This window comes from Acinetobacter sp. V115_6 (assembly GCF_031799025.1).
Lineage (GTDB): Bacteria > Pseudomonadota > Gammaproteobacteria > Pseudomonadales > Moraxellaceae > Acinetobacter > Acinetobacter pittii.
In genome coordinates this window covers 1925713-1942390 of record NZ_JAVQNO010000021.1, presented here as the reverse complement: position 1 = coordinate 1942390, position 16678 = coordinate 1925713, and the positions used below count along the sequence as shown (strand labels likewise).

Annotated in this window: 29 protein-coding genes; 24 read left to right on the top strand and 5 right to left on the bottom strand. The window is 38.5% G+C overall.

The annotated features are described in order from the left end of the window. The 5 genes from RMA94_RS17705 to RMA94_RS17685 all read right to left on the bottom strand — a co-directional run bounded on the left by RMA94_RS17705 (nucleotide 1) and on the right by RMA94_RS17685 (nucleotide 3482). Nucleotides 1–681: a putative quorum-sensing-regulated virulence factor gene (locus tag RMA94_RS17705; RefSeq protein WP_311083876.1), complete on the bottom strand. Its 681-nt coding sequence runs from the start codon at nucleotides 679–681 to the stop codon at nucleotides 1–3. Next, complete coding sequence (locus RMA94_RS17700) at nucleotides 678–1706, bottom strand: ERF family protein (RefSeq protein ID WP_311083875.1); 1029 nt, start codon at nucleotides 1704–1706, stop codon at nucleotides 678–680. Before RMA94_RS17700 ends, RMA94_RS17705 begins: the two co-directional genes overlap by 4 nt. Nucleotides 1707–1720: 14 nt before the next feature. After that, entirely contained in the window at nucleotides 1721–2044 is a 324-nt protein-coding gene (locus RMA94_RS17695) for a hypothetical protein (RefSeq protein WP_311083874.1), read from the bottom strand. A 2-nt stretch (nucleotides 2045–2046) separates the two neighbouring features. Beyond that, nucleotides 2047–2502 (bottom strand): hypothetical protein, encoded by a 456-nt coding sequence (locus RMA94_RS17690; RefSeq protein ID WP_311083873.1) that lies wholly within the window; start codon nucleotides 2500–2502, stop codon nucleotides 2047–2049. A 215-nt stretch (nucleotides 2503–2717) separates the two neighbouring features. Beyond that, complete coding sequence (locus RMA94_RS17685) at nucleotides 2718–3482, bottom strand: S24 family peptidase (RefSeq protein WP_068563251.1); 765 nt, start codon at nucleotides 3480–3482, stop codon at nucleotides 2718–2720. A gap of 108 nt (nucleotides 3483–3590) precedes the next feature. Between RMA94_RS17685 and RMA94_RS17680 the strand changes: the two genes are divergently transcribed. From RMA94_RS17680 to RMA94_RS17565, 24 genes are all read left to right on the top strand, one after another. Continuing rightward, nucleotides 3591–3842: a Cro/CI family transcriptional regulator gene (locus RMA94_RS17680; protein ID WP_068563252.1), complete on the top strand. Its 252-nt coding sequence runs from the start codon at nucleotides 3591–3593 to the stop codon at nucleotides 3840–3842. A 44-nt stretch (nucleotides 3843–3886) separates the two neighbouring features. Next, complete coding sequence (locus RMA94_RS17675) at nucleotides 3887–4195, top strand: hypothetical protein (RefSeq protein WP_068563253.1); 309 nt, start codon at nucleotides 3887–3889, stop codon at nucleotides 4193–4195. Nucleotides 4196–4213: 18 nt separating this feature from the next. After that, complete coding sequence (locus RMA94_RS17670; protein WP_311083872.1) at nucleotides 4214–4543, top strand: hypothetical protein; 330 nt, start codon at nucleotides 4214–4216, stop codon at nucleotides 4541–4543. Further along, a complete protein-coding gene (locus RMA94_RS17665) occupies nucleotides 4540–5253 on the top strand; it encodes a hypothetical protein (RefSeq protein ID WP_311083871.1) in 714 nt (237 codons plus the stop codon). The genes RMA94_RS17670 and RMA94_RS17665 overlap by 4 nt, the downstream gene beginning before the upstream one ends. After that, nucleotides 5246–6355, top strand: coding sequence for a replication protein (locus tag RMA94_RS17660; protein ID WP_311083870.1), 1110 nt, complete (start codon nucleotides 5246–5248; stop codon nucleotides 6353–6355). The genes RMA94_RS17665 and RMA94_RS17660 overlap by 8 nt, the downstream gene beginning before the upstream one ends. Beyond that, nucleotides 6352–6825 (top strand): hypothetical protein, encoded by a 474-nt coding sequence (locus RMA94_RS17655; RefSeq protein WP_311083869.1) that lies wholly within the window; start codon nucleotides 6352–6354, stop codon nucleotides 6823–6825. Before RMA94_RS17660 ends, RMA94_RS17655 begins: the two co-directional genes overlap by 4 nt. Then, complete coding sequence (locus RMA94_RS17650; RefSeq protein ID WP_311083868.1) at nucleotides 6822–7151, top strand: hypothetical protein; 330 nt, start codon at nucleotides 6822–6824, stop codon at nucleotides 7149–7151. Before RMA94_RS17655 ends, RMA94_RS17650 begins: the two co-directional genes overlap by 4 nt. Beyond that, the gene (locus RMA94_RS17645; RefSeq protein WP_311084052.1) at nucleotides 7148–7483 is read left to right on the top strand and encodes a hypothetical protein; all 336 of its coding nucleotides are present in this window, start codon (nucleotides 7148–7150) and stop codon (nucleotides 7481–7483) included. The genes RMA94_RS17650 and RMA94_RS17645 overlap by 4 nt, the downstream gene beginning before the upstream one ends. Continuing rightward, nucleotides 7480–7905, top strand: coding sequence for a hypothetical protein (locus RMA94_RS17640; protein WP_311083867.1), 426 nt, complete (start codon nucleotides 7480–7482; stop codon nucleotides 7903–7905). The genes RMA94_RS17645 and RMA94_RS17640 overlap by 4 nt, the downstream gene beginning before the upstream one ends. After that, nucleotides 7892–8266 carry an HNH endonuclease gene (locus RMA94_RS17635; RefSeq protein WP_311083866.1) on the top strand — a complete coding sequence of 125 codons (375 nt, stop codon included), beginning with the start codon at nucleotides 7892–7894 and terminating at the stop codon, nucleotides 8264–8266. Before RMA94_RS17640 ends, RMA94_RS17635 begins: the two co-directional genes overlap by 14 nt. A gap of 4 nt (nucleotides 8267–8270) precedes the next feature. After that, nucleotides 8271–9137 carry a phosphoadenosine phosphosulfate reductase family protein gene (locus tag RMA94_RS17630; RefSeq protein ID WP_311084047.1) on the top strand — a complete coding sequence of 289 codons (867 nt, stop codon included), beginning with the start codon at nucleotides 8271–8273 and terminating at the stop codon, nucleotides 9135–9137. A 16-nt stretch (nucleotides 9138–9153) separates the two neighbouring features. Continuing rightward, a complete protein-coding gene (locus RMA94_RS17625) occupies nucleotides 9154–9561 on the top strand; it encodes a DUF1064 domain-containing protein (protein ID WP_311084046.1) in 408 nt (135 codons plus the stop codon). 5 nt (nucleotides 9562–9566) lie between these two features. Next, nucleotides 9567–10184: a hypothetical protein gene (locus RMA94_RS17620; RefSeq protein WP_311083865.1), complete on the top strand. Its 618-nt coding sequence runs from the start codon at nucleotides 9567–9569 to the stop codon at nucleotides 10182–10184. A 177-nt stretch (nucleotides 10185–10361) separates the two neighbouring features. Next, nucleotides 10362–10574, top strand: coding sequence for a hypothetical protein (locus RMA94_RS17615; protein ID WP_151302379.1), 213 nt, complete (start codon nucleotides 10362–10364; stop codon nucleotides 10572–10574). Nucleotides 10575–10682: 108 nt separating this feature from the next. After that, complete coding sequence (locus RMA94_RS17610; protein ID WP_151302380.1) at nucleotides 10683–10901, top strand: hypothetical protein; 219 nt, start codon at nucleotides 10683–10685, stop codon at nucleotides 10899–10901. 35 nt (nucleotides 10902–10936) lie between these two features. Then, nucleotides 10937–11128, top strand: coding sequence for a hypothetical protein (locus tag RMA94_RS17605; protein WP_151302381.1), 192 nt, complete (start codon nucleotides 10937–10939; stop codon nucleotides 11126–11128). A 67-nt stretch (nucleotides 11129–11195) separates the two neighbouring features. After that, nucleotides 11196–11495, top strand: coding sequence for a hypothetical protein (locus tag RMA94_RS17600; RefSeq protein WP_208753472.1), 300 nt, complete (start codon nucleotides 11196–11198; stop codon nucleotides 11493–11495). 334 nt (nucleotides 11496–11829) lie between these two features. Beyond that, entirely contained in the window at nucleotides 11830–12075 is a 246-nt protein-coding gene (locus RMA94_RS17595; protein ID WP_000898317.1) for a hypothetical protein, read from the top strand. A 56-nt stretch (nucleotides 12076–12131) separates the two neighbouring features. After that, nucleotides 12132–12323 (top strand): hypothetical protein, encoded by a 192-nt coding sequence (locus tag RMA94_RS17590; protein ID WP_311083864.1) that lies wholly within the window; start codon nucleotides 12132–12134, stop codon nucleotides 12321–12323. Nucleotides 12324–12335: 12 nt separating this feature from the next. After that, nucleotides 12336–12773: a hypothetical protein gene (locus RMA94_RS17585; protein WP_311083863.1), complete on the top strand. Its 438-nt coding sequence runs from the start codon at nucleotides 12336–12338 to the stop codon at nucleotides 12771–12773. Continuing rightward, nucleotides 12733–13374, top strand: a complete 642-nt coding sequence (locus RMA94_RS17580; RefSeq protein WP_086611653.1) for a putative metallopeptidase — start codon at nucleotides 12733–12735, stop codon at nucleotides 13372–13374. The genes RMA94_RS17585 and RMA94_RS17580 overlap by 41 nt, the downstream gene beginning before the upstream one ends. A gap of 59 nt (nucleotides 13375–13433) precedes the next feature. After that, nucleotides 13434–13991 (top strand): DUF2280 domain-containing protein, encoded by a 558-nt coding sequence (locus RMA94_RS17575; protein ID WP_086611652.1) that lies wholly within the window; start codon nucleotides 13434–13436, stop codon nucleotides 13989–13991. Next, nucleotides 13975–15291: a terminase gene (locus tag RMA94_RS17570; RefSeq protein ID WP_086611650.1), complete on the top strand. Its 1317-nt coding sequence runs from the start codon at nucleotides 13975–13977 to the stop codon at nucleotides 15289–15291. Before RMA94_RS17575 ends, RMA94_RS17570 begins: the two co-directional genes overlap by 17 nt. A 39-nt stretch (nucleotides 15292–15330) precedes the next feature. Next, nucleotides 15331–16671, top strand: a complete 1341-nt coding sequence (locus RMA94_RS17565; RefSeq protein WP_311083862.1) for a DUF4055 domain-containing protein — start codon at nucleotides 15331–15333, stop codon at nucleotides 16669–16671. Nucleotides 16672–16678: the final 7 nt, after the last annotated feature.

Below are 16678 nucleotides of genomic sequence, written 5' to 3'. Positions count from 1 at the left end.
TTATCCTTTTGATAATGCTTTGCGAAGGTAAGGGTCTAAGTCATCTTGTTTTAATAACCAGACGACGTAATCGGCAGGCAAGTCTTTAAGGTCAGTACCTTTATATTTGCCAAAAGTTATTTTGGTTGGAATGCGTGCTTGTTCAGAAAATAGGTAAAGAGATTGCATATCTTTAACGCCGAGGGCTTTACAGATCTGTTTAAGCAGGGCAGCTGTAAGCAAAATGTCTTGTTTGGCGTTATGTGCATTTCGAATTGATTCACGTGCTTTCAATGAACCCTTTGACAGCATGTAAATAAGAGCCGAAAGATTATGTGCTGTATCTGGCCAAACCATGCGAGACAAAGCTAAAGTACAAATCGATTTAACATTTACTGATTTATCAGCAAGCTTGATTGCTCGAATGTCGTAATCGATATTGTGACCAATGATGTATTGAATACCTGCAGGTAAGCGAAAGGTTTCATAACTTGGTTTATCAGCAATATCTGACTCGAGTATGTGGTGCACGGCCATAGCACCATAATTAATAGGTTCGGGACATGAGAAGTATTCATCAAAGCATGCTTCTTTATCTACAACCAATTCACCATTTTCGAGAAAGCTAACGGGTACATGAGCAATCTCAATTGGAAACCCATCTAGATCATGGGTTTCAGTATCTAAAATAATTGCTTTCATGCTTTAATTTCCTGTTTCGCCAGTTTGTCAATTTCTACTTTGACCAGTTCTATTTTTTCGGCTTGAATTTCTGCCAAGGTATCAATACCTAGAAATTCACAGACATATTTAGTATCTAGACCTCGCTCATTGATGAACGCTTGCAGCTCATCGCGTTGCTTGATGGAGATACAGCCTGGTTTAGGTGTGTTTGGTGAGTTTTGAACCTGGGCAGTGTTGCCACGTTGCTGTTGAGCCTGTTGTTTTTGTTGCTGCGTTGTATTGCTAGACTGCTGGCCAGATTGTTGTTGCTGACTAAGACTTTGCAAGTACTGCATTATTTCGCCGTACTTTTTATCGCATGCAGCAAAAAGCACTTCATCAAATTCAGGAAGTTGATTGCGAATACCATCAAAGAAGTACTCTGCTTGAGTTAAAGGCGTGCTCAGCGGTAACTCATTAATTTGTTTAAGAGCTTTGTCGCAGTCGGCTTGTGTTGGAACACAATTGTTCCGCTGGTTGTGGTAGTTCTTATTATTTTTTGACTGTTGTTCATTTTGAATGTTCTGATTAGTAAGGGCATCAAGATCATTCTGTGAATCATCAATCAAAAGTAAATTAGAAAGAGCATATTTCTTTGCATAGCTTTGATAAGCAGCGAACTGCTGTGTTTTTGAAATTTTCTTATTGCTAGCCAAATCTTTAACAAAGTCAAAAGTTGCTACACCAGGTAAGTCACAACGCATATAAGTTTGATCTTTAAAAACGATGTATGCATAAACTTTGAAACCATCTTGTATTTCAAATTCACGAGTGAAAACCGTGCATTTATATTTTAGAAGCAACGGCTTTAATGCTGCTTGAATATCTTCAGCAGAACGATATTTATAATTACCATATTCACTATGGTGTCCTTTTGGCGCTTCTAGTTCGTTAATTACTTTCAAGAAAGTAAGGTGGTGATACACACGTTCAAGACCAGGAAGATCGAGAATATTTTCAGGTATAGCATTAGCTAGTACATCGGAATTAATTGCAGCATTCATCTTGAGTACCTCACTTATCCGTTATTGCGGGCATTTTTATATGCAATTTTTTGATTTGCGCTATATGGTGTGCGTTTAAAGCAGTCTTTGGAAAACAAGGCTTCACGCTCTTTTTTACGCTGTTCTTTAACTTCCTGTTCGAGGTTGCGAATGATCCATGGTCTGATTTTAAGAAGGGCTTCGCTAACAGGGTTGCTGCCGTTTTCACTCTCGATACGAATATCGGTAAGCTTTAAATTTGTTGAGAAAATCTGCGGACCTAAACGTACGTGATAACGACCTTGTTCATCGCGAGTAATAAATTCGCGGAAAGGGGTTGTATAGCGTTTTTTATTCATGTTCACGCTCCAACCATTTTGTTTTGTTGAACATGAGCCTTGATTACAGAAATGATGTTTCGAATATCATCTGAATTTGTGAAGTCGTTATAGTTGTTACCGTTAGCATCGAATACCTGGTCAACAGCTAAATTTGTGATTTCAATTCCTGTGAATTCACCACCCTGTGCACCATTTGAATCAACGAATTTATCGAAATCAAAGCTGGTGTATACCCGAAAACCATCTAGATTTATGACAGCTTCACCAGTATTTTCAGAAGTGATTTTTACAGCGAGTAAACCATATACGCTTTTCGTTTTAGCTGAAGTCAGAGCAGGTGCTGTAGCGGGTGGCTTAGTTACAAGATCATAAGCACCAGCTAAAAAAGCGAGAGTGGCAACAGAAAATACGCAACTAACAAGCATTGACTTGCCAAAAGTAAAGCCGCGATTGTGATTTAAGACATTTTGTTCCATAATGAACCTCATTGTTAAGTAAGAAGCCCCGTCCATCCGCCAAGATCTCGGGGCTTTTTGCTGTCTGTGAGGTAAATATTAGGTAAACCTAATTATTAAGTCAATAGGTATTCCTAATAATATTAGATAAACCTAATTTTTAGTTTTGATATGCAAAATAAAACCCACCTTTGAGGTGGGCTGTTTCGGTCTCTAAATAAGAGATGAGATGGGATTTAGTTTGCTTTAGGATGTTCTTGTCTGTGTTGACTTGGTGGAACAATGTCTGTAATTGCTGTAATGCTTTCTACTTCATCCATATTAAATGTTAAACGTTCTCCGCCATTTACTGCGATGAGGCTTAAGACATCATTTTGAATACCAATAAATTCTTTGATTGTACATCGACCATCCTTTAAGCAAACTTGCACAAATTCCATAGGTACTGGTTCGGCATCGGGATCACATACTACATACCAGCCATTACGAATAGCAGGGAACATTGAGTCACCTGTGCCTTTAACGGCATAAGCTTTTGAACCTGCTGTATGAGTTGGTATGTATCCATCACCTCCATTTCCTTCAAAGCCCATATCAACGTAGTAGCCATCCATGCCCATCTTTGAATAGGCTTTTACAGGAACCCATCGTTTAGAAGACGGTGTAAACGGTTTTTCGACAAGATTCGAAAATAAAACTGCCTCATCACAATCGCTAATATTGTATTTCTTCTTAAATGCTTCTATGTCAAGTTGATTAAATTTAGCTGTAGTGTCTGGTTGGATTTCACCAGTACCAGAGGCCAACCATGTAGGGTTTACTTTCAGGAACTTTGCAGCCCTCACCAGGTTTTCGCCTTCCATTGTTTTTGATTTTCCAGATAGCCAGTCACTTACTGAAGGTGGCTTAACACCAACAGCGCGAGCTAATTCAACACCCTTTATTTTCTTAGGCGGCAAGACTTCCATAGCGTGTCTAAGGCGTTCAGCAAGAGTATTCATATAACCATCCTTACAATGTTAGGAAATCCTAACATAAATAAAATTAGGTATTCCTATTGATTTAATGTAAGGAATGCCTAATAATTTGATTGAAATTAGGAGCCCGTTATGACTGACGAACAACTTATAAAGGTTTTAGGCGGCGTAACTGCTGTTGCGAAACTTCTTGGCATTACACCTCCATCTGTAAGTGGGTGGAAGGCCATTCCGCTAGATAAAAAAATCCGACTTGCAGTAATTGCAGAAGATTGTGGTTTAGCCACAAGAAAAGAAATTTTCCCAGATAGTTATCAAGAAATCTGGATAGAACTGAGACCACAAATATATGTGGGTAAGAATTTAGGAACATTAATCGCTTAAGAGCTACACGCTTGAGCAGAGCGTCAATAGAACAAGGTGAAATCATGCAAAACATAAATTTAGAAGGTATGCAAATTAGCAAAAAACTATTAGCTCCAATGTCGACTAGAGTGCCTATAGAAGTACAAGAACTTGTTGACGAGTTGGCAGATGGCGCTAGAGCAAAGTGGATAAGAGAAGCCATTGAATTAAAGCTCGAGGTTGACTTGGGTCAATCTTCAATTGAAGAGCTTAAAAAATCAAAGAATACAATGAATTCAAATGAATACACGAATTTTTTTAAGAGTATTTTTTCTTTATTCCAAATAAGTAAAAAGCCCGATGTGCGAGATCGAGCTTTTAGTGTTCATTAACCAAGGAGATTAAATCACATGTCTAATTTACCAAATCAATCGGCTAAAAACAAATTATTAGAGCAGAAGAGACAGCAAAGCTATCAATCTTGGCATGAACTAGCTTTAAAAACTCTTGCCGATTTGTTGAAAGAACGAAAAGAAAACTTAAAGAAACGTAACCATGATGAAAATCAAGCAGCGGTTACTCGTGATGAGTTAATGCAAGGCTTAGTGGATGAGCATAGTGTGCATGGCATTAATCTTTACCACGCGAGCGTAATTATTTCTAGTTTATACAGAGCTAAGCGGATCCGATATTTAGGAAGCACTTTTATTCAAATCATGGATAAAGGGGAATCTGAATGAAAGAGCGGCCTATTATTTTTAACACTCCAATGGTGAAAGCCATTCTTGAAGGTCGGAAGACTCAAACCCGTCGTCTAGTTAAGCCCCAACCAAAGTTTTTTAAGGGCGAGGCTGGTGGACATTGGTGGCGCTGCACCCATGTGCAGTCAATGGTTCGAGTTGAGGAAGAGCTTCAGAATCCAAGTGAATACTACAAAGGTTTCATTGATGAGGTAAATCCTTTTGGCAAAAAAGGCGATCGTCTGTGGGTTCGAGAAACTTTTTGTATTGGTACGATTGAAGAAGAAGACAACTATCAAGGCTCTCCAAAGCCTCTATCCGTTCATCAAGATGGGGATCCTAAGCAATATCCAATTTATAAAGAGTATTGCTTAAGAGACAACATCTCAATTGATGACGTGTTATGGAAGCCTTCCATTCACATGCCTAGATCAGCATCAAGAATTTTGCTTGAAATAACCAAAATTCGTATCGAAAGACTAAATCAAATATCTAGCCAGGATGCGGTGCAAGAGGGGCTTCTAAAATTACCAGCTTCAGGTCGGTATGTTGTAAACCAGGGTGATCAATATTTCGGAGCTGCAAGCAATAATCCTTGCGAAGTATTTAAGTGGTTATGGGAAAGCATTTACGGATCCAGCTCATGGGAATTAAACCCATGGGTATGGGTTGTTGAGTTTAATGTTATCCAGGGCGGTGATAATGAGTAAGTATGTCCCCAATTCTTTTCAGGTGGCAAACGCATTCGTTGACGAGGCAATGAGTAAAATCTCAGATGCCTCAGTTAAGATCTATTTAATTATTAACCGTAAAACACGTGGCTGGGCAAAAGAGTGTGATGCGCTTTCAATTACACAATTAGAGGAGTTGTCTGGGAAAAGTCATCCTACCGTTGTTAGGTGTACAAAAGAACTTGTCAAAGTTGGCCTGGTAAAAAAGCATGCACAATCTGTATACGGGAATGTTTACTCATTAATAGATAATTATTTTGTTGGTGAGTACATTAATTTCCCAAATAAAAGCTCAGTTCTTGTTCAATCTTTTAGTTTATTTAATGGTCAGCTAGTTAAAAATTTTAACTACCAAAAACCAGCTCTTAAAAAATCAACTAAGGGTAAAAAGAGTAAAAATCTCTGTTTAAATTTCCCTCAAAAATCACGCTTGCTAGTTAAAAATTTTAACCACCTTGAAAACCCTAGCCAGTTAAAAAATTTAACCACTGCTAGTAAAAATTTTTTACCCCTACTAGTTAAAATTTTTAACACACAAAACACACTATCAAAACCAACTTATCAAAATAAAAAAAATACGTGGTTTATTTTGGAAAATTTGAAGTTTGAAATTTGTTCTATCAATCCATCAATTGATATTAACGAGATTCTTAAAGCTCCCTGGTTTGAGAGAGAGCTAAAAGCATTTGAAGGTTTTAATGAGGGGCGTAATCATTCAGATTTTGGCATGGCTAGATTCTTTGCTGAGTGGATGCTTAAAGCTCGCGCTAAATACGCAAAGATGAAAACACCGGCACAGCGTTCTTTTGAAAATAAAAACTCCAGTGGCCAACAATCCAATTCTGAAAACACATTGCCTGAGGTAATAACTTTTGCTTCAGACAAACAACTTTTTGCATTTGCTCGCCGTTTAGCTTTGCATCCGAATTTGCCAGAAAAATACACGCAGCCAGGCGAATCTTGGCAGGACGTGGGCAAGCGTATTGCAAATTTACTTGCGGATCCTGAGAAACAAAAACCGTTCATTCCATATCTGCTCGAGATGGGTTTTAAAAGCCCAACTAAGGAGACGGCTGTATGATTATCTTGAATACAACAACTGGCATTCAAAAACTTAAAGAGATTCTTCAGGAATATGATTCTTGTATGTATATCGAACGCGACATTTTTTTTGATAAGCATTACTCCTTGGTTAAAAGCGAAGAAGACATTGAGCAAATGCGTATCGCGGTTAAAGCCTTTGAATTAAAAAAGGGCAGCCGTGTGAAGGTGGATTTCACTCATGTACCAGACAAAGGGCAGGACAGTATTCGCTTTACGGGTAATGGTACCGTCGATCTTTTTGAGGATAGCCGGGTGTATGGCCGTTTAGATGATGGGCGACCATTTTGCTGTTTAGTCTCTGATATTGAGATCCAAGAGGCTGAAGATCCGCAAAGCAAAACCTCACAAAAAAGTGTTGGCCATGATGAATCAAAGGCATTCAATAAGACTTTTTTCTTTCTTTGTTTGTTATTGGGATGTGCAGTAGTTAAGGGGTGTGGTCAATGAATGAACTCAAATGTAGAGAAGAATTTGATGCCTGGCACTTTTCAGAGTTTTGCAAAACAAGTGGTTTTGATAATGAAACTAATCAAACCATATATGCCGCAATTTATTCAACAGAAGACAATGAAACAGAGCGTGAGGCTGAATTTAGAGTTTGGGCTTATCAACAAGCACGTATTGAGGAAATACAGGAAAGATTGTCTCAGTTGGCCTCAAAGTATAGTTGCCAGCAAAGTGAGCTTATGCACATTGATCAGAATGAAATAGCTTCAATTTACGGCGCTATTTCGAAAGAAATTATAGAAGTAACCTCGGGAGCTGGCCAATGAACGCAATTCGTGAAGATTTCGATTTAGAAAAAGCGATTGCGCATAGTAAAAAATTGCGAGGCAAATACAACCGCAGTGGGCTATCCAACACTGATTACAACGAATTACTTCGATTAGAGAAGACTATTGAGCAAACAAATCCTGAAGAAATATTAAAACACCGTCCAGAAGGTGCAACACATTGGCAAGCTGGAGTGTATTACCGAGTAAGCAAATACGGCGTTTGTGCAAAATGGGATAGAGGTAGTTGGATCACTTGTTTTAAATGGCCTGATGGAATCATGACGCCATTATCAGACCTGGAGAAAGTTTTAAAGGGGGATGCTCAATGAAAGCAATCGAATTTGTTAAAAAATACTCTTTAAAAAAGGCGAGAGAAGTTATAGCAGGCTGTCCACGGTGTTACCACTACTACCATGTTGTTCAGGGGGATTATTACACATGCCCTCAAAGACTTCGCGTTGCAATTAAAGATCTTAAACGCGTGGTGAAGTCGGTTGATTTAATTAACTCACTTAAGGAAATAGGGAAAAGCGTTGAGAAAGATAAGCCGTTTCATGATTGGTGCTCAAAATGGTTAGATCAAGCAAATGTTGATTGCAAGAGATTAAATCGAGCAATCCGTGATTACGAATCAATCTATCAACCTAAATGTATTCATGGATTTGATGTGGCGTGCTTGATCTGTGGTTTTGGAACGATTGACGGTGAACGTATTTATCGTACACAGGGAGCAAATCATGAAATTAAATAAACAACAACGTATTGAGCTCAAGCAGAAGTTTGGCGGCCATTGTGCGTACTGCGGGGAAGTGCTTGGGGATAAATGGCATGCAGATCATTTGGTAGCAGTAGTTCGTGATTTAACTACAGGTAAGCCTGAAAAACCTGAAAACGATACATACGAGAACTTAATGCCAGCATGTACTGCCTGTAATCACAATAAGCGTTCATTGTCTTTAGAGGCGTGGCGAGATCTCTTAGCTCATTATCGAGATATTCAAATACCTCGCGACTGCTCTCAAATCCGCCACTTAATGCGATTTGGTCTTGTTAAGTTCATTCATAAGCCAGTGACATTCTTTTTTGAATCATATGAGGTGAAGAATGGATAAGCCAATCAAGAAAGTTGTCAGCTTCAGTGGTGGCCGTACTTCTGGTTATACAGTCAATATTTTTAAAGATGATCCAGAAGCACATTTTGTTTATATGGATACTGGCGCAGAGCATCCAGCTACATATCAATTTATTAAAGATATTGTAAAGCATTGGAAAATAAATCTCGTATGCCTGCGTGTGGTAGTAAATCCACAAATGAATAAGGGCGTTAGCTACAAAATTATTCCGCTTGATGAACTAAAACAGGATTTAAAACCATGGAAAGAAATGCTCAAAAAGTATGGAAGTCCTTATTACGATACGCCGTTCTGTACAGCTCGAATGAAAACAGAACCTTTTGAAAAATATTGCAATGACGTATTTGGGAAAAATAACTTTGAGCGCTGGATTGGAATCAGATCCGATGAACCAAAACGGTTACCAATTGAGGTTTTAGAAAAACTAGGTTTACCAATTCACAAAGATGCAAAAAATCAGAAAGCCGGATTTAGATATTTAGCTGAAATTAGTGATTTCACTAAAGACGATGTGCTGGATTGGTGGGAGCAACAACCTTTTGATTTAGCTATTACAGAGCATCTAGGTAATTGCGTTTTTTGTATTAAAAAGCATTTAAACAAAGTTGCACTGGCCGCTAAAGATGAACCCGAGCAAGCGGTGAAATGGATTGAAGCAACTGAAGGCCCAGACGTCAGATCTGAAGGAAGAAAATACAATCATCATCGAATGTATCGTACGCGTTTACATATGAGCGATGTTATTGAAGCATTTAAAGATCATGACAGAGATGAACTCTTCAACGCTCTTAGAAGTAGTAAACGTTATGAATCAGGTTCATGTTCTGAATCTTGTGAAGCAATTTTATAACAGGGTGGCAGATGAAATGACATCCATGAGTTTAGCTGACTACCACTCAAAGTTTCCAAATGGCCATAAAGCTAAAAAGGGCCGCAACAAATTTAATGCTTCAAAAGTTACCTTGGATGGGATGACTTTCGACAGTAGCAAAGAATACAGGCGTTACATCGAACTTAAAGCATTGCAGCAACGAGGGGAAATCTTTGGGTTAGAACACCATACAAAATTTGAATTGGCACCTAGAACAAAGATCGAGGGGGAGAAACGAACAAAGCCTGCACTTAGATATTTTGCGGATTTCACTTACTACCTCATCAATGGTGAATACATTGTTGAGGATGTTAAGTCCGTTGCAACACGTAAATTGCCGAGTTACCGAAACAAAAAGCATTTGATGAAAACAGTTCACAACATTGATGTAAGAGAGGTTTAAAACCAATGAATATTAATATTGAAGTAAAGCACGGTGGTTTTTCACTTCTCGATTTAGCACAAAAAACAATGGATGGCTTTAAAGAGGATGTTGTAGGGACTGGCATCAAAAAAGGTGGTAACAATCCAGCAGCGATGATGATGCAAGGATTGCCTTCACACATTACCGCTTTAATGTGGGCTTTAGTAAGAAGTACTGAAATAGGAGACCGGCATTTTGCCTTATTACAAAACTTCCTGGTGAGTGAGGTCCGTTTAGTTATTCAAAAGAAAAATATTAAATTCACAAAAACTAAGCCTAAAGATGTTGCCAAAGGTGTATGTCGATCTGCAATTACACAATTTTTATTTAAACGTCGTACTTGTCCAAAATGCAAAGGGTTAAGATTAGAAAAAGCTGGGGATGTATATAAGCCCTGTTCAGTTTGTCGGTTTGGTTTAGAAGGTTATTCGCAAACTGAAAAGCATAAATTATCCAAATTAGAGGTAGCACGTCAGGTTTATTTACGTTCTTATTTACCTTTAGAAGTTGATGCAACCCGTATACTTATGGATTGGTATATGGAGTTAGATATGCATTTAAGAAAATATTTTTCATATGAAGTAGAAGAGTACGACCTTTGAGCTTGCTTCGGGTGCAAATTTAGGGTACATTTTTCCCATACTGGTAAAGTGTATCTATTGCATACCAGAGAAAATTTTAAAAGCTCGCCATAAGGTGGGCTTTTTGTTTCTAATGGATTATGAAACTTGAAGATTACGCACTATAATTTCCTAGATAAAATTAAATAGGAATAAGAAATGGGTAGCGTGCCTAAATTCTATCAAGTTGGGACAAGTCATTATAATCTTGATCAAATTGTCAAAATAGAATCAAGTATTGACCTCAGTTCAGTTCAGGTTAATTTCTCAGATGGATCAGAAGTTGAATTTAAGTTCGATAGTGAGGATGAATACAATCAATTTATCCATTTAATAAGAAGCATAAATTTCTCTTCAGATTTAAATTTTTAATTTGCCGAGCATATTACGGCACAAAAGGGCCCCGCTAAATATCGATTATTGGCGGGGCTTTTTACTTTATGTGTTAAGCTGCCATTCATAATTTTATGGATTAGCTCAATGTATATTTGTATTGGCGGTGAACTTGATGGGCAAGTGATCGAAACAGAAGGCAGATTACTAAAAGCTTCTGATATCGACCCAACCTTCACTACTGAGTACTACAAACAGATTTTTAACCGAGACAACATCAATTTTCAATTCTGGTTGCCTGTTGGATCGGACTTGCATGACATGTCAGAAAAAGTACTAACTATCCTTAGAGCATCTAAAAACTAGTTTTAATCTTAATTGAATTTTATTGGATTAATTTAATGAAAAGTCAAAATGATACAATTAATAATATAGAGCAATTAGAAGTCGAGGATGAGCAAAAGCAAGAAAACTCGGTGCTTAATTCTGTGAATCCTGATCCAGTTGAAGTAACGGACTTAGTTGTAGAAATCGGGAAAGATATAGTTGATTTTGCATCATCTGTTTTTGATAACATCGATATCAATTTTTAACTTAAGAGCTCACTAATAGTGAGTTTTTATGTGTTATAAAAAGATTTCCCATAATAAGGAGATCGAAGTGGAACTTACGCAAATTAAGGTAACAATAGATCGAGAATATGATCTCTTTGTAAATTCACAGGAATTTAAGACGTGTCAGAACGATAAAGAAAAGCAAGCTAGATTTTTAGGCCGTGCATTAACAACATTGAAATATCCCTATACGAACATCATTACTTTAGGCGGTGGTCGATATAAAATTTCAGGGCATCATGATTTAAATGTAGATATTGATCTATTTCAGGCTCCATCTTTTACAGCTAAGCAAGCGTTTAATGGCTGGTTGACTAATATCTTGTTCAAACAATTATTTTCTTAAAAATATATTGTAAATACATATTTTAATTTGTATTATCAAAATCAAATACTGCGCTGAAAGTTTTTGTTTTTGTGACCCGTTTCTTTTTTAGAAGCGGGTTTTTTGATTTTAAAACCCCACTCGCTTAGGACGCTTTGCGAGTTTACTTGCCGGACGGATTACGGCGCAAATGGCCCCGCTAAATATCGATTATTGGCGGGGCTTTTTATTTTATTAACTAGATAATTTAGTTCTCGATAGTGAATAATTTACTATTGAGAATCAAATACTTACACTTTACTTTGATTAAAATTTATGCTTTACTCATTGAATCATTTATTGAGAGGTGAAGCATATGTTGTTTAATGGTTCAGAAGAGCTTGTTGTGATTTCCAATGATGGTACTCGAAGCGCTTTGAAGTCTTGTAGAATTGATAATGAAGAAACAATCTTCACAAGTGACTCTACAGATGGCGTAAGTATTGGAGATCGATTAATCAAGAAATTACAAAATGGTTCAAATCGAGAATATTTAGTTAAATCTGTTAAGGATGGTGTAAATATGTTTGGACATAGAGAGATTAGAGTTCAGCAGATTTAAAATCTACAGTATTAATAACCCTACCTTATGGTAGGGTTTTTCTTTTTGGAGTAAGTATGACTGAATTTCAAAAAATCACGTATGAGATTAGACAGCTTCAAGTAGATCTAAATCATTTGGGAAGCTGTACAACGAAAGGATTAAGTACAGAACAGATCGCTCACCTAGATAAGCGATTTTTTTTGGCCATAGCAAAGCAAAACAAATTAATTGCACGGCTCAACAATAAGCTTGAGGGCTTCTTATAAGCAGCTATAGGTATGGATGATAAAGAGTATTATTGGCTTACACGAAAAAAAGAACCTAAAACCAAACCCAAATCTAGACCATTGCCTAAGGCTAAAGAAAAATATCTCGAAGCTGAAGAATCGTTATTTCAAGAATTAGAAGAACATCGAATTGGTTATAGGCGTAGATTTCAATTTGAATCAACTAAAAATTGGCGGTTCGATTTTTATATTGTGAAGTTGAATCTTCTTATAGAAATTGCTGGCAGTCCTTGGGCTGTTGGTCGCGGTGGCACAAAGATAGCAAATTCATTTAGTAAGTATGATCTAGCTCTAGATCGAGGTTATGAATTTGAGCGTCTTGAACCTCACCAAATTGAATCAGGTTATGCAATCAACTGGATAAAAAGCGAATTAGCGAGAATTGAAGATGGATCAGATCAGACCATTTCCTCCACAGGACTTGATTGATAAAGCTGAAGAGGATGAAGCAATTAGATTAGCTCCAGCACCAGACCTGATGAATTGGGTGATCACAAACTTTTTAACTATTGGTGGACCTCTGCATAACCCGGATCATGATCATATTGCTGAGCTACTTCATGACAATGAAGAGTTCCTAGCGTGTGCATGGGCTTCATCTGCATGTATGGCTAAAAAGCGCATGGTTCTAGGTCAATGTGAAAAGGTGATGTTCAATCAAGGGGGGTGGAAGAAAGCTCGACAAGAACAGCAAATGCGTGATTGGTTTGGCTATGTGCCTGTGTACCTCATCACAATTGATGCTAGTTATTGTGATCAGGCTACGGACCGAGACTTTTGCGCTTTAATCGAACATGAGCTTTATCATATTGGTGTTGAGCGTGATGAGGACGGTGAACCTCTTTATAGTGATATGACTGGTTTACCAAAACACTATTTGGCTGGCCATGACGTTGAAGAGTTTGTGGGTGTAGTTAAACGATGGGGAGCAGACGAGAACGTGAAGCGACTTATTGAAGTGGCGAAACAAGCGCCGTTTGTATCAGATGTGAATATTTCAAAGTGCTGTGGAACTTGTCTAATCAGTTGAGCCAAATGGCTCATTTTTTTTGCCATGTTTCCTTGACGTACCTTGACGGATAGAGAGAAATGGCGACATTAAGTAAAAAGCATAAACTCTTTATTGTGCAAGCACTTGCTGTATTTAATACCCCCCAAGAAACAGCAAGTCTCGTCAAGGAAGAATTTAATATTGATGTTTCAAGGCAGCAGGTGGAGTCTTATGACCCGACAAAGTTTGCTGGTAGAGACTTAAGTAAAGAACTCAAAGACTATTTCGAAAAAACTAGAGAAGAGTATTTGAGTCAGCCACTAAATAAAATTAGTGGAGCTAATGATATTGTCCAGTTGAAAATTTTAAGTGATCTACTTTGGGCTAAAAAAAATAATGTGACCATGACAATTAAAATCGTGGATCAATTACAAAAGATCATGAAAGGTTTTTATGACAAGAAGGGGGAGCAGGCTAATAAAGGTGGTAATTCTGAAGCAAGTCAAACAAAAGCTGAAGTAGAGCTCGAGATTAAAAAGCTTGAACTTCAGAAGTTACAGCGTGAAGTGAATCCACCAGAGTATCGCCCACCTGAAGAGGATTACAAACTTGTTTTGAATCCTGATGAGGAGATACCAAATGAGCCAATTCTTTAATCCCCCTGAAGGTTCAGTTCAATTAACGCCAAAACAAGCAAACATCTACTTATGGGGATGGCAAAAAGAAGCCCGTTTCCGTGATGCTGTTTGTGGCCGACGTTTTGGTAAGACTTTCTTGGCCAAAGCGGAAATGCGAAGAGCTGCAAGACTAGCGGCTAAATGGAATGTTTCTGTTGAGGATGAAATCTGGTATGCAGCACCTACTTTTAAGCAAGCTAAACGGGTTTTCTGGAAGCGATTAAAGCAGGCAATTCCTGCATCATGGCGAGCTGGTAAGCCAAATGAAACTGAATGCTCAATTACTTTAAGAAGTGGCCATATTATCCGTGTTGTCGGTCTAGATAACTATGATGACCTTCGAGGATCTGGCTTATTTTTCTTAATTATTGATGAATGGGCCGATTGTAAATGGGCTGCATGGGAAGAAGTGCTTCGCCCGATGCTTTCAACTTGTAAATATGTTGTTAACGGCGAACAAAGGGTAGGTGGCCATGTTTTAAGGATTGGAACACCTAAAGGCTTCAACCACTGTTATGACACGTTCATGGACGGTCAGCCAGGGCACGAGCCAGATTGTAAAAGCTTTTCATATACATCCCTTCAGGGTGGAAATATTCCTGAGTCGGAAATCATTGTCGCTAAGCGAAAAATGGATCCTAAGACTTTTAGTCAGGAATATGAAGCAAGCTTTGAGAGCTATCAAGGCGTTATCTACTATTGTTTTAACCGGTTGCTAAGTGCATCAAGTGAAACAGTTAAAGCTAATGATGTTCTTCATGTGGGAATGGACTTCAACGTAACCAAAATGGCTGCTGTTGTATATGTTCGCCGTGGTGAACATATGCATGCGGTCGATGAGTTCGTTAATCTGTTCGATACTCCAGCAATGATTGAGGCTATCCAAGAGCGTTATCCAGATCATGAGGTTGCAGTTTACCCCGATGCCTCGGGTGAGAACCGGAAGTCGAGTAATGCTAGTGAAACGGATCTGGCTTTACTAAGAAAGGCTGGTTTTAAAGTACATGTGAACAGTAGAAACCCAGCAGTTAAAGATCGTATTAACTCAATGAACGGTATGCTCTGCAATACTTTGTCTGAGCGCAGATTATTTGTAAATGTAGATAAATGTCCTCACTTTGCAAAATGCTTAGAACGACAAATCTATGATGATTATGGACAGCCGGATAAGAGTGCCGGTTTTGACCATATGAATGATGCTGGTACATATCCAATCGCTTACTTATTTCCGATCGACAAGAAATCTGTTGGAGTTCGTAGGATTCGTGGGATGTCTTAAACAACGCACCTTTATCGGTGCTTTTTTATTGGTGTTTTTATGGCAGTTACTGATAAACATCCGCAGTATATTGCTGCACAAAAAAGCTGGTTGATTATGCGCGACGCCGTTGCTGGTGAAGAGCAAATTAAACAGGCACAAACAAAGTACTTAGCTAAATCGGCTGGCATGATTGAGGCTGAAAAGCAGGGAGATACAGCTGGAGCGATTTACAAAGCGTATCTAAGCCGTGCTCAATATCCTCTATGGGTTCAAGATGCATTACGAACAATGATTGGGCTAGTTTCAAAGCTTGAACCTAACATCGTAATTGAAAGTTCTCTGTTAAAGGGATTAATAGAGAACGCCACAAATGACGGATTTGGGCTTAAACAGCTCTTTATTCGTATTTGTTCAGAGTTATTGGAGTTTGGTCGCTGTGGGTTGCTTGTCGATGTAGATGCTAACGGAGTGCCATATTTCGCTCTATATGATGCTTTATCTATTATCAATTGGAAAGAAAACAGTATTGGTGGCCGTAAGGATCTAAAACTATTAGTGCTCGAGGAGCAATTTGATAATAGTGAAGATGAGTTTGGACACGATACAAAGACTGTTCATCGTGTTTTAGCTATGAAGGAAGGTGCTTTAACAGTTCGTTTATTTGATGGATCTACTGAAGAAGACAAAACGCCTGATTTAGGTGGTAACCAGCTATCTTTCACGCCGTTTGTGTTTTGCGGCACAGTTGATAATTCCCCTGATGTTGGTACGGTACCATTGCTCACTATGGCAAAAGCAGCACTTAAATATTACCAGCTCAGTGCAGATTATTACCAGTCACTTCACCATACAGCACATCCTCAACCATGGATTAATGGTCTTGAAGGTGATGAGGATATTAGTGTCACTGGTGTGATGGCTGTCTGGAGTCTTCCGGGTGATTCTCAATGCGGGTATCTGGAAATATCCGGCAGTGGGATTGAACTCACTAAAAAGGAAATGGATGCACAAAAAAATGCTGCTCTTGAAGCTGGTGCCAAGGTAGTCGATACCAATACACAGGAGTCAGGTGAAGCGCGCCGTGCACGTCAGGATGACCAGCAAGCAAGCCTTCACAGTATCGTGATGTGTGCAGCTGCAGCAATAGAACAAGCTATTAAGTATGCGGCGCAGTGGCTAAAGCTGGATTCAACAAAATATGCATTTACGGTTGAGCCTGAGTTTATTGTGCAGGTCACAGATATAAATCTTGCTAAGCAACTCTATGAAGGTGCCATTTCAGGGAAAAACTCTTTCCGTACGTATTGGGAATACATGATGACCGGTAAATTGCCTGCTCATGATTATCAGGAAGAGGTGAAGCGTGTTGAAGGTGAGCGGGATAGTATGCCGCTTTAGGAGTAAA